Consider the following 13283-nt stretch of genomic DNA (forward strand, 5'->3'; position numbering starts at 1 on the left):
TTATTTATTCAGATATTGATGTATAGTCTATTTTTACAATGTTATATAAGTCATGTTTTTGAAGTCCACCAAAAGCATTTGCAACTGCTAGCACATCTTCTGGAGAAGCATCTTCTTTTAAGTTAGAGAAAGTTTTACTTCCTGTTATCTCCTTTCCATCTGTACCAAGTCCTTTATTAAATTGTAGTTTTAATGATGAAGCACTTTTCATTTCTGTAGCCATAATATTTACCTCCTTAAATTTTTATAAGGTTTGTCCCTTATTTAATTAAATAGTACCAGGATAAATTTACATGTAGTTAGAACTAATGTTAGTAATTTAAGTAAATAATAAAAATTATCTATTGTGAAATTTTGTCATATAAAATTAAAAATCAAATAAGAAACATTAAAAACTAAATAAAAAATGAAAAAAATGTTGATCTGTAACTATATGTCTAAAGTTGCGAACTAAAGTGGGAAAACAGCCTTTTATAGTGTGTTAATATGAATTTGTTAAAGAATTATTTATATTGGAGGGTAATATGCATAAAAGAGGGGTATCGTTAGTATTAAGTTTAGTAATAACTGCAAATCTATTACCGGTAAATGCAATCAAGTCATTTGCTGATGAAGTATCTTTAGATAATGGGGTTGTATCAGAAGAAATAGTAGAGAGTAAACAAGATGAATTTATAGAGGAAAGCAATGATATAAATATTGATGACATCAATAATATAGAAGTAAATGAAGATGAAATAACTGAAGTAGAAGTAAAGGATACTATAGAAAATGAAGAAGTAAGTATATTAAGTGAAGAAGTAACAGCAACTAGAAAGGTTACTGCGAATATAAAAGTTGAGAATAGTCAATTTGGTAAGATTGATGGACTAAGTTCTGATGAAGAAACGATTGAATTATTAACAAACTATATCAATGTAAAGGATCATTATATTTTAGGAGGAAAATTATATTCAAAAACAACTGGGGATATAGATATAGAAAACTCAGATACTAATAAAAAAATATATATAAATCCTAAAAGTGGATACAAGGTATCTCACTCCTTAGGTACACTATTAACTCAAGCATCAGTAGATACAGAGGAAGATGGATCGAAAATACTTACAATAAATCCGATAGATTCTGATAGTTGGAATAAAAATTTATTAGTAAATATTAGTGGAGATATAAAAATAAGTTATTCTCTAAAAGGGGAAGAAGATAGAGAAGAATTAACGATAGTTAAAGATGGAGAAGGTACAATATCTCAAGTTGGGGATGATCTATATTTCCATGAAGAAAATAAAGCATATATGGACAAAGGTAGCCAACATACATTTAAATTAGAGCCCAAAGAAGGAATGAAAGTTGGTTCTGTAACTCTATATAAAAAGCCAGTTGTTGTTGATGAGAATAATCAAATAACAGTTGGAGGCGGAGAGCTTAAGGTTGAATTTATAGAAGATAAAGAAGTAGAAGAAGTAAGAGATTTAAATATAGAAATCATAGGAAATGGACATATAGTTATAAATAACAAAAACATTAATGCTAGTGAAAATATTCAGATAGAAGCTAAAAAAGAACATAACTTTACAGTAGAAGCAGATGAAGAAAACTTTATTGTAGGTGTAAGTTTAAATGGCTTAAAATTAGTTGCCGAAGATGGTGTTTATACAATACCAAGTGATTTTAATGGTGGAGATTTAAAAGTTGAATTCTCTGAAAAACTAGAAACAAAAATAGTTATGAGGGATTTAAATGTTGCTTATGATGGAATCATAAAAACACTGACTTATAAAGTTGTAGATTCAAACAACAATGTCATAAAAGATGAGAATGGAAATGAAGATAGAGTAGTTAAATTCTATAAAAAGAACTGGCTTGGAATAAAAGAAGAAATATATCCAGTAAATGAAGGTAGCTATGAGTTTAGTGTATCCTTTGATGGAAATGAAACATGTAAACCATCTTCATATAATGGAGTATTTAATATATATGATGCTAGAGAAGAGGCTACTATAGAACTTGACCAAACTCAATCAACTTATGATGGAACTGAAAAAGAAGTTAACTATGTTATAAAGGGAAAAGATGGAGAGATAATAGAAACTGGTAAAGTAGAGTTTACAAAAGTTATAATACCGGGACTTCCTGGAATACAATACAAACCAGTAGACGCTGGAAGTTATGAGTACACTGTTAATTTCAAAGGGAATAAAAATTATAAACCTCAAAAATTTGAAGGTACATTTGAAATTAATAAATGCAATGCAAAAATAAAAGTAGGAAATACTGTAGCTGAGTATAATGGAAATGCTATAAGAACAAATATATCGGTAGATTATAACTTAGGATATATAGGAATATATGCTGGTGTAAATTATGATTTATCAGGCTCAGTTTATGTTGACCTTAATTTAGGTGATGATGCAATATCAAAAACTATAATGGAAGCTATAAACAAAATAAACATAGGTACTATGGATGATTTAAAGAAGGCTTTACATGATTTAGCACCTCTTTTATCAACATTAGGTGTAGATTTAACTGATGTAATAAAAGCATTAGATTATTTACCTGGAGATTTAAGAGTTTCATTAGGTGCTCCTAAAGCTGCTGGTGCTTATGTTGTAACAGGGGTAGTTCTAGATAAAAACTCAAATACAACAGTTGGAGTAGGAAGTTTACTTATACATAGAAATTTAAGTAAGGTAGTATTTACTTCTGATTCACTTGAAGACAAGGCTGTTGTAAAAGTAGGTCAAAGTTATAGCCATAAAGCTGTTTTTGAAGGAAGCGAAAAGTCAGCTAAGATGGTTTATTCAGGAGTTACAAAGGCAGGTAAATTATATCATAGTGAAATAGCACCAGCAGAAGAAGGTATGTATGTTGTCACTGCTTATTCATATGATGATTTAGAATATACAGTAGGATTAGCAATGAGAAGTTTTGCTATAGTAAAAGAAATAGCTCATGTAGATTTTAGTGAAGATTCCTTAGCTGATAAAGCAGTAATAAAAGTAGGACAAGAATATACTCATAGTGCAATTGTGAGAGAAACTAAAGAAGACGCTACTATTGTTTACAGTGGAATAACTTTATTAGGAAAGAAATATAAATCAACTGAAAAGCCAACAGATGCTGGTGTATATGTAGCAACTGCATATGATTGTGGAGATAAAGCTCATACAGCTGCATTAGCTATGAGAACATTCACTATTATAAGAGAACAAAATAAAGTTGAGTTTACACAAGACTCATTAAGTGATAAGGCTGTAGTAAAAGTAGGAACAAATTATAAGCATGAAGCTGTATATAAAGGAAGTACAAATAAAGCAAATATTAGATATACAGGTGTAGCAATAGATGGAAGTTTTTACTGTTCAACTGAAAGACCTATTAAAGAAGGTATATATGTAGCTACTGCTTATTCATACAGTGATACTCAATTTACTTCAAGCTTAGCCATGAGAAGTTTTGCTATATCTAAGTACACTACAACTGTAGATTTAAATGCAGATGATGTAGTTTATAATGGAGAAGCATATAAGCCTTACACTATTGTTAAAGATAAAAATGGTGAAGTTGTTGAGAATGCTGAGTTAAAATATACTTACTATAGTGGAGGAACTAAGTTAGATTCAGCTCCTATAGAAGCAGGTAAGTATACTGTTGTAGCTACATTTATGGGAGATAGCTCTCATATTAAGAGTATGGCTGTTACTCAGTTTGTTATAGAAAAAGCAGAGCTTACAGTTAATATAGATGATGTAAGTAAGGTTGTTGGAGAAGAAGACCCAGAGTTTACTTATAGTGTTGAAGGTTTAGTTGGAAGTGATACTGTAGAGTTTGAGTTAGTTAGAGAAGCTGGAGAAGATGTTGGTGAGTATAATATTTCTGTAGTAGATAAAGAATTTGATAATTATATTTATACAGTTAATGAAGGAAGTTTGACTATAACTGAAGCTGAAAAAGAGCCAGAAAAGCCAGGTGATACAGAAAAACCAGATGAAGATGATTTAGATAAACCGGGAGATAATGAGCCAGAGAAACCAGGTGATACGACTAAGCCAGGTAGTACGGATACACAAAAAACTAATAATAATCAGAAACCAGAAAGTCATAATCCTAAAACTTCTGATCCAGGAATCGGAGGGTTTGCTAGTATTGGAGTTGCAGCATTAACTGGATTATTTTTAAATAGAAGACGTAAAAGATAGTATAAAATAAACATTATAAAAAGCAATGGGAGGTATCATAATTCCATTGCTTTTTGTGATTAATAAGATCTATTTAATCAATTTTATATATCATAAATTAAATAACTTTGTTATAATATAGGAGTTTATAAGAGTATAGCGGGAGTATCTAATAAATAAAATATTAGTTAATTATATAATAAATGATTATTTGGAGGATAAAATGAATAAAAAAGTCAGAAAAGCCATAATACCAGCTGCAGGATTAGGGACAAGATTCCTTCCAGCTACAAAGTCACAACCAAAAGAAATGTTACCAATAGTAGATAAGCCTACTTTACAATATATAATAGAAGAGGCTATAGAATCTGGAATAGAAGAGATTTTAATAGTTACAGGAAGAAGTAAAAAAAGTATAGAAGATCACTTTGATAGATCAGTAGAATTAGAACTTGAACTTGAACAAAAAGGAAAGACTGAAATGTTAAAAATGGTTCAAGATATATCTAATATGGTTAATATACATTATATAAGACAAAAAGAGCCAAAGGGATTAGGACATGCTATACATTGTGCTAAAAGTTTTATAGGTGATGAGCCATTTGCAGTACTTTTAGGTGATGACATAGTAGATGCAGAAGTTCCTTGTTTAAAACAATTAATAGATACTTATGATGAATACAAAACAACAGTTTTAGGTGTTCAAGAAGTAGAAAGAGAAAACACTAACAAATATGGAATACTAGATGTTAAGCATATAGAAAATAGAGTATATAAAGTAAAAGACATGGTGGAAAAACCAAATATAGAAGATGCACCATCTAATATAGCTATACTTGGAAGGTATATAATAACTCCTGAAATATTTAATATACTTGAAAATCAGGAGCCAGGTAAAGGTGGAGAAATACAACTTACAGATGCTCTTCAAACTTTAGCGACTAAAGAAGCTATATATGCATATAACTTTGAAGGTAGAAGATATGATGTTGGAGATAAATTAGGGTTCTTAGAAGCAACTGTTGATTTTGCTCTTAAGAGACCAGAACTTAGAGATGATTTTATAGAGTTTTTAAAAACTAAGGCAACTAGCAAGTAGAAAGGTTATAAAATTATGGAATACATGAAACAGTATGAAGAATGGTTAAGTAATCAATACTTCGATGAGGATACTAAGCAAGAACTTAGAAATATTATAAATGATAAAAAAGAAATAGAAGATAGATTTTATAAAAATTTAGAATTTGGAACAGCGGGATTAAGAGGTGTTATAGCTGCTGGTACGAATAGAATAAATATATATACAGTAAGAAGAGCAACTTTTGGATTAGCAAATTATATATTAAAAAATACTAGTAAAGAAGATGCTAATAGAGGTGTGGTTATAGCACATGATAATAGACATATGTCTAGAGAGTTTTGTATAGAAACAGCAAACACATTAGCTGCATGTGGCATAAAAGCGTATATATTCGATAGCTTGAGAACTACGCCAGAATTATCATTTGCAGTTAGAAGTTTAAACTGTATAGCAGGTGTAGTAATAACTGCCAGTCACAATCCTCCAGAGTACAATGGATATAAAGTATACTGGGAAGATGGAGCTCAAGTTATGCCTCATATAGCTGATGCAATAACTAATGAAATAAATAGCATAGAAGATTATAGTTTAATACCAACTATAAATGAAGAAAATAAATCTCTAATAGTAAAGTTGGATGAAATACAAGATACTAATTTTATAGAAGCTGTAAAGTCTCAAGTTATAAGACAAGATGTAATAACTAATGTAGGGAAAGAATTTAAAATAGTATATACTCCTTTATGTGGAACTGGAAATGTTCCAATAAGAAGAGCATTAAAAGAGGTTGGATTTGAAAACATAATTGTAGTTGAAGAAGAAGAACAACCTGATTCAAATTTTGCAGGTATAGAATATCCTAATCCAGAGGAAGCTAAAGCTTTAAATAGAGGAATTCAATTAGCTAAAGAAAATGAGTCAGATTTGGTTATAGCCACAGATCCAGACTGCGATAGAGTAGGTATAGCTGTTAGAACTTCTTTAGGAGAATATGAGCTGCTTACAGGAAATCAAATAGGTGGAATGTTAACTAACTATATAATAGAAGGTCTAAAGGAAACCAATAAACTTAAAGATGATTCTGTATTAATAAAAACTATAGTTACTTCAGAGTTTGGAGCTGATATAGCTAGAGAAAATGATATAGAAGTTATGAATGTACTTACAGGATTTAAGTTTATAGGTGAAAAAATAAAATCATTTGAAGAAACAAATAAAAATTCATATTTATTTGGATACGAGGAGAGCTATGGTTATTTAGTAGGAACTCATGCTAGAGATAAAGATGGGGTTGTAGCTGCAATTTTAATTTCTGAGATGGCAGCATATTATTATTCTAAAGGTATGAGTTTATATGAAGGTTTACAAGAGTTATATAAAAAATATGGATATTTTAAAGAAAAAACTATATCTTTAACATTAAAAGGAATAGATGGTTTAGCTAAAATACAAGAGATTATAAAATACTTTAGAGAAAATGAAATTGATGAAGTAAATAATGTATCTATAATAGAAAAGAAAGATTATAAAGATGGCATAGATGGACTTCCAAAATCTAATGTGCTGAAATATTTCTTAAATGATGGTTCTTGGATAGCAATTAGACCATCTGGAACAGAACCTAAGCTTAAGTTTTATATAGCTGTAAAAGGAAATGATGAAGACGAATCTGATAGTAAGATAAATGGGATTGAAGATTCTATAAATAAAATATTAAACAAAATTGGGATAATTTAGTAAAATAGTAAGAAGGGTTATAAAATAATCCTTTTTACTATTTTTTTTATTTTTTTACTATGTAAAACAAGGTAAGAGTGAAATTAAATACATAGTAAATTAAAAGCTTATCGGGAAATTTATATATAGTACATTATTTAAATTTTTAAATAATATTTTTACAAATTTTAGACATCAGATTTTGAGTGAAAAAAGTGAATAATATCTAAAAATATTGATATTATGTCGAATATGAATTATAATAAAATGTATTAAAATTTTATGATTATTCATAGAATGCATATTATATAGGGCGTGTAATTGAAAATAGGAGGATAATTAATGGTGGAAAAAAAGATTTATGCAGAATGTGTGAAGAATTCTAATTTATACTTTTCAACAATAGAAGATAATATAAACAAGAGCTTTATTTATAATTTTATAAAGAGAACTATAGATATAGTAGGTTCGTTATTAGGTATAGTTATATTATCGCCAATATTTTTAATAGTTGCACTAGCTATAAAAATAGAAGATCCAAAGGGAAGTATAATATTTGGGCATAAGAGAGTTGGATTAAATGGAAAACAATTTAAATGTTGGAAGTTTAGATCTATGGTGCATAATGCTGAAGAAGTATTAAAAACATTAAGTCCAGAGCAAAAGAAAGAATATAGTGAAACGTTTAAACTTAAAAATGATCCTAGAATAACAAAGGTAGGAAACTTTATAAGAAAAACTAGTTTAGATGAATTACCACAGCTTTTTAACATACTTAAAGGTGAAATGAGTATAGTGGGACCTAGACCTATAGTAACAAAGGAATTAGATTTTTACGGAGAATATGCAGGGTATTTTATGAGTATAAAGCCTGGCTTAACTGGATTATGGCAAGTAAGTGGTAGAAGTGATACAACTTATGATGAAAGAGTTGAGTTAGATATGGAATATATAATTAGAAGAAATACCTTATTAGATATATATATAATATTTATGACAGCAATAAAAGTGGTTAAAAGAGAAGGTGCTAGGTAAAAGCATAAAAGAGGTGAAAAGTTTGGAGATAAGTGTAATAATTCCTACAAGAAACGCAGAGATATATATAGAAAATCTATTGGAAAAACTTACAAATCAAAGTAGAAAAGTTAAAGAAATAATAATAATAGATACAGCATCAAGTGATAACACTAGAAGTATATGTGAAAAATATGACATCGTTAAATTCATGCCGATTAATAATGGTGAATTTGACCATGGTGGAACTAGAAATAGAGCAGCAAGAGAAGCTACAGGGGATATATTAGTATTTATGACTCAAGATGCTTATCCAGAAAATGAATTCTTTATAGAAGAATTAACTAAAGATCTAGGTAAAAATGATATTGTTGCAAGTTATGGAAGACAAAAGCCTAGAGAAGATGCAAATGAAATAGAAAAGTTTGCAAGAAAGTTTAATTACGGTGATACTAATATAATAAAATCAAAAGAGGATATAGACAGATTAGGAGTTAAAACATTCTTCTTTACAAATGTTTGTTCAGCCTTTTTAACTAAGGAGTTTTGGGAAGTTGATGGATTTCCAGAAAAAACAATTATGAATGAAGATATGATAATAGCATCAAAATTAATATTCTCAGACAAGAAGGTTTTATATGCAGCCAACGCATCGGTGGTTCACTCTCATAATTATACTTATATGCAACAATTCAAAAGAAATTTTGACGTTGGAGTGGTATTCACTGATAGTAAGGAATACTTCCACGGTATAAAATCGGAGTCAGAAGGTGTTAAGTTTGTAAAATCAGCTATAAAACACTTAATGGCAAATAACAAATATCTTTTAATACCACACTTAATAGTAGATAGTGGATTTAGATTTATAGGATATAAATTAGGTCAAATTTATTATAAAATGCCAATAGGTATTGTTAAAAAAATGAGTATGCATTCATTTTATTTTGATAATAAATAATGATATTAAATTTTAAAATATAAATAATTTGTTATTAAAATGGATGAGCCTACTAAAGTTCATCCATTTTACTTTATTTAATAAATAAAGTATGTTATAATTTCATAGTCATAATATAGAATAATATGGCTAAAACAGTCTAAACTTAGATATTTCATATAAATAAAATATTATTATATATAAAAAGGTAATAGCTTATAGAATAAAATAAATTAAAGCTATTATAATGGTTAAAATATAATAATGTAATATTTATGTTTATATAAATACAAAAAGGTTAGGAGAATATAAGAATGTCGAAATTAGCTAAAGCAGCAACTTGGTTAATGTTAGCGACTTTATTGACAAAAATATTAGGGTTTGGAAGAGAAATGGCATTATCATATGTATATGGAACTAATGCTATATCAGAAGCATTTGTAGTTTCCTTTTCAATACCAACCATAATTTTTGCAGCAGCAGGGTCAGCTATAGCTACTACATATATACCTATATATTATGAAGTTGAAAATGAGATAGGTAAAAAAGCTACATTAAAATTTACCAATAATATAGTAAATGTAATTGTAATTATATGTACTATATTATCTATATTAGGGATTATTTTTACAGAACCATTAGTTAAACTTTTTGCAATAGGGTTTGATGGAGAAAGATTAAAACTAACAGTACAATATACAAGAATATTAATTATGTCTATTCCATTTATAGGGTTAAGCTTTATAATGAATGGCTACTTACAAGTTCATAATAATTTTACAGTTCCAGGTTTAGGTAGTTTACCTAAAAATATTATTATTATAGTTTCAATATTCTTAAGTGCAAAATATAATTCTGTAATAATAGCTATAGGAACATTATTAGGGATAGCATCTGAGTTTTTATTCCAAGTGCCATTTGCAGCTAAAAATGGATATAAATATAAGCCATTTTTAGATCTTAAAGATGCAAAAATGAAAAAGCTTGTAATATTAATAGCGCCTATATTTGTAGGAATAGCTGTTAATCAAATAAATACAATGGTGGATAAAAGTTTAGCATCTACATTACCATTAGGAAGTGTAGCAGCACTTAACTTTGCTAGTAAGTTAAATTCATTTGTAATTTCTATATTTATAGTGTCTATAACTGCAGTTGTATACCCACTTATTTCAAGACTATCTGTAGAAAACTCAAAAGAAGACTTTGCACAAGTTGTAGTTAGGTCAGTAAATAGCATAACACTATTAGTATTACCTGTATCTGTAGGAGCAATAGTTCTTTCTCAACCTATAGTTAGGCTTTTGTTTGAACGTGGGGAATTTACAGCACAAGATACAAAGATCACAGCAGTAGCCCTATCATTCTATGCTATTGGATTAATTGGAAGTGGACTAAATGATATACTAACTAAAATATTTTATGCTTTAAAAGATACTAAGACACCTATGAAATCAGCTATATTAGCTGTTGTTATAAATATATGTCTAAACTTTGCATTAATAAAATATTTAAAACATGCAGGATTAGCATTTGCAACAAGTATAGCTAATATATCAATAGTTATAGTACTTTTTATAGCATTAAAAAAGAAGATAAAAGATTTTGGGCAAAGAAAAATAATAATTACATTTATAAAAAGTTTAGTAGCATCTTCAATAATGGGATTTGCTGCATATATGAGTAATAAATATTTAGCTATGCATTTAAGCAGTGATACAATAGGTCAAGTGATTTCTCTAGGTACATCCGTATTAGTAGGAGCTATAGTATATGGAGTTCTCGTTATACTGTTTAAAATAAGTGAAATAACATATATAATTGATATGGTTAAAGCTAAACTTAAATTAAAAAAATAAAAACATATAATAGGAGGGGCAACTTATGAAAGTAGTAATAACTGGAGCTAAAGGACAACTTGGTTTAGAATTAAGCAAGCAATTAGCAAATTATAGTGAGTATGAAATCATCGCTACAGATAGAGATGAATTAAATATATTAGATGCAAATCAAGTATCTGAATTTATAAGTAAAGAAAATCCTTATGCAGTTATAAACTGTGCAGCACATACAGCTGTAGATTTATGTGAAACAGATGTAGAAAATGCATATAAAATAAATGCATTAGGACCTAGAAACTTAGCAATTGCTTGTGAAAAGGTAGGGGCAAAGTTTGTACAAGTGTCAACTGATTATGTATTTGATGGAAGTGGAACTAGACCATATAGAGAAGATGATGCTACATGCCCTAATTCAATATATGGAACAAGTAAATTAATGGGTGAAGAATTTACTAAACAATTCTGCTCAAAATACTTTATAGTTAGAACTGCATGGTTATATGGAGAAGGAAATAACTTCGTAAGAACTATGATAAAATTAGCGGAAACTAACAAAGAACTTAACGTTGTAGATGATCAAGTTGGGAGTCCAACTAGTACAGTAGATTTAGCTAAGGCTATAATAGACTTAATTGGAACTGAATATTATGGAACATATCATGGAACATGTGAAGGACAATGTAGTTGGTATGATTTCGCTAAGAAAATATTTGAAATAAAAAATATAGATATAAAAGTTAATCCAGTTACTAGTGAAGAATTCAAGAGACCTGCACCAAGACCAGCATACTCTGTTTTAGATAACTTTATGTTAAAACTAGTAAACTTAAATACATTTAGAAACTGGGAAGAATCTTTAAAAGAATATTTAGAAAAATAAGACAAAATATTAATTTCATACGAGGAGATAAACAATGAAAGGTATTATATTAGCTGGGGGATCTGGAACAAGATTATACCCAATAACAAAATGTGTATCAAAACAAGCTTTACCAATATATGATAAGCCAATGATATATTACCCAATGTCAGTACTTATGTTATCAGGAATAAGAGATATACTAATAATATCTACACCAAGAGATATAAGTATATTCAAAGAATTATTTGGAAATGGTAGTGAATTAGGATTAAATATAGAATACGCTGTACAAGAGCATCCAAATGGACTTGCAGAAGCATTTATAATAGGTGAAGAGTTTATAGGTGATGATAAAGTTGCATTAGTTCTTGGAGATAACATATTCTACGGATATGGATTTACAGAAAGATTAAGAAGAGCTGTAGAAAGAGATGAAGCAACTATATTTGGATACCAAGTAGCAGATCCAAAAGCTTTTGGAGTTGTTGAATTTGATGAAAACTTTAATGTATTATCAATAGAAGAAAAGCCAGAAGTGCCTAAGTCAAATTATGCTGTCCCAGGATTATACTTCTATGATAATGATGTAATAGAAATAGCTAAGAATGTAAAACCTTCTGAAAGAGGAGAGTTAGAAATAACTGCTGTTAATAATGAATATCTAAGAAGAGGGAACTTAAAGGTTGAATTATTTGGAAGAGGAATGGCTTGGCTAGATACAGGAACTCATAGAGGGTTACTAGAAGCATCTAACTATGTTGAAGCTGTTCAAACTAGACAAGGTTTATATATAGCTTGTTTAGAAGAAATAGCATATAGACAAGGTTATATAACAAAAGAACAATTATTAGAACTTGCTAAACCACTTATGAAAACTGAGTATGGACAATATTTAGTAAAAGTATCTGAAGAGGTGAAATAATGGGTAACTTCAATTTTATAGAAACTAAAATAAAAGATTTATATATAATAGAACCTAAAGTATTCGGAGATGAGAGAGGATACTTTATGGAAAGTTATAATAGAGAAGCTTTTGTAGAAGCTGGCCTTGATATGGTATTTGTTCAAGATAATGAATCAAAATCTAGAAAAGGTGTTTTAAGAGGAATGCATTTCCAAACAAAACACACTCAAGGAAAGCTAGTAAGGGTAACTCAAGGGGCAGTATATGATGTTGCAGTAGATTTAAGAAAAGGATCACCAACTTATGGTCAGTGGGAAGGAATACTTCTTTCTGCTGAAAATAAAAAGCAATTCTACGTTCCAGAAGGATTTGCTCATGGATTCTTAGTTGTATCTGATGAAGCAGTATTCAACTACAAATGCACAGATTTCTATGCTCCAGAATATGATAGTGGACTTTTATGGAATGACCGAGATGTAGGTATAGAGTGGCCATTAGAAGGTATAGAAGAATTATTATTATCTGAAAAAGATAAAAAACAAAAGACATTAAAAGAATTAGATTTACCGTTTGAATATAAAGGAGAGTAAACATTATGAAAAAGATATTAGTTACTGGTGGTGCTGGTTTCATAGGTGGAAACTTTGTTCACTATATGGTTAATAAGTACCCAGAATATATGATAGTAAACTTAGATGCTTTAACTTATGCAGGAAATTTAGAAACATTAAAACCTGTAGAAGGAAA

At 29.0% G+C, this 13283-nt stretch carries 11 protein-coding genes; 10 read left to right on the top strand and 1 reads right to left on the bottom strand.

Annotated features, from left to right (window positions below; all coding sequences use genetic code 11):
* Positions 1-4 precede the first annotated feature (4 nt).
* Positions 5-223 carry a DUF1659 domain-containing protein gene (locus tag I2A66_RS16140; RefSeq protein ID WP_122641333.1) on the bottom strand — a complete coding sequence of 73 codons (219 nt, stop codon included), beginning with the start codon at positions 221-223 and terminating at the stop codon, positions 5-7.
* 301 nt (positions 224-524) lie between these two features.
* On the opposite strand from I2A66_RS16140, the gene I2A66_RS16145 reads away from it, so the two are divergent.
* The 10 genes from I2A66_RS16145 to I2A66_RS17820 all read left to right on the top strand — a co-directional run.
* Positions 525-4202, top strand: coding sequence for an MBG domain-containing protein (locus I2A66_RS16145; protein WP_195252004.1), 3678 nt, complete (start codon positions 525-527; stop codon positions 4200-4202).
* Positions 4203-4404: 202 nt separating this feature from the next.
* Positions 4405-5280: a UTP--glucose-1-phosphate uridylyltransferase GalU gene (gene galU, locus I2A66_RS16150; protein WP_122641334.1), complete on the top strand. Its 876-nt coding sequence runs from the start codon at positions 4405-4407 to the stop codon at positions 5278-5280.
* Positions 5281-5295: 15 nt separating this feature from the next.
* Positions 5296-6999, top strand: a complete 1704-nt coding sequence (locus I2A66_RS16155; RefSeq protein WP_147516851.1) for a phospho-sugar mutase — start codon at positions 5296-5298, stop codon at positions 6997-6999.
* A 321-nt stretch (positions 7000-7320) separates the two neighbouring features.
* Entirely contained in the window at positions 7321-8013 is a 693-nt protein-coding gene (locus I2A66_RS16160; protein WP_195252005.1) for a sugar transferase, read from the top strand.
* Positions 8014-8035: 22 nt separating this feature from the next.
* Entirely contained in the window at positions 8036-8950 is a 915-nt protein-coding gene (locus I2A66_RS16165; RefSeq protein ID WP_195252006.1) for a glycosyltransferase family 2 protein, read from the top strand.
* A gap of 293 nt (positions 8951-9243) precedes the next feature.
* Positions 9244-10788, top strand: a complete 1545-nt coding sequence (murJ, locus tag I2A66_RS16170; RefSeq protein ID WP_147516849.1) for a murein biosynthesis integral membrane protein MurJ — start codon at positions 9244-9246, stop codon at positions 10786-10788.
* Positions 10789-10813: 25 nt separating this feature from the next.
* Positions 10814-11650: a dTDP-4-dehydrorhamnose reductase gene (gene rfbD, locus I2A66_RS16175; RefSeq protein ID WP_147516848.1), complete on the top strand. Its 837-nt coding sequence runs from the start codon at positions 10814-10816 to the stop codon at positions 11648-11650.
* 34 nt (positions 11651-11684) lie between these two features.
* Positions 11685-12554, top strand: a complete 870-nt coding sequence (gene rfbA, locus I2A66_RS16180; RefSeq protein WP_122641339.1) for a glucose-1-phosphate thymidylyltransferase RfbA — start codon at positions 11685-11687, stop codon at positions 12552-12554.
* The gene (gene rfbC, locus I2A66_RS16185; RefSeq protein WP_195252007.1) at positions 12554-13126 is read left to right on the top strand and encodes a dTDP-4-dehydrorhamnose 3,5-epimerase; all 573 of its coding nucleotides are present in this window, start codon (positions 12554-12556) and stop codon (positions 13124-13126) included. Before rfbA ends, rfbC begins: the two co-directional genes overlap by 1 nt.
* A gap of 5 nt (positions 13127-13131) precedes the next feature.
* On the top strand, positions 13132-13283 hold a 152-nt coding region (locus tag I2A66_RS17820), incomplete at its 3' end, for a GDP-mannose 4,6-dehydratase (RefSeq protein ID WP_195252008.1).

Origin of the sequence: Romboutsia sp. 1001713B170207_170306_H8, assembly GCF_015550495.1 — a bacterium.
Taxonomy (GTDB): Bacteria; Bacillota; Clostridia; order Peptostreptococcales; family Peptostreptococcaceae; genus Romboutsia_E.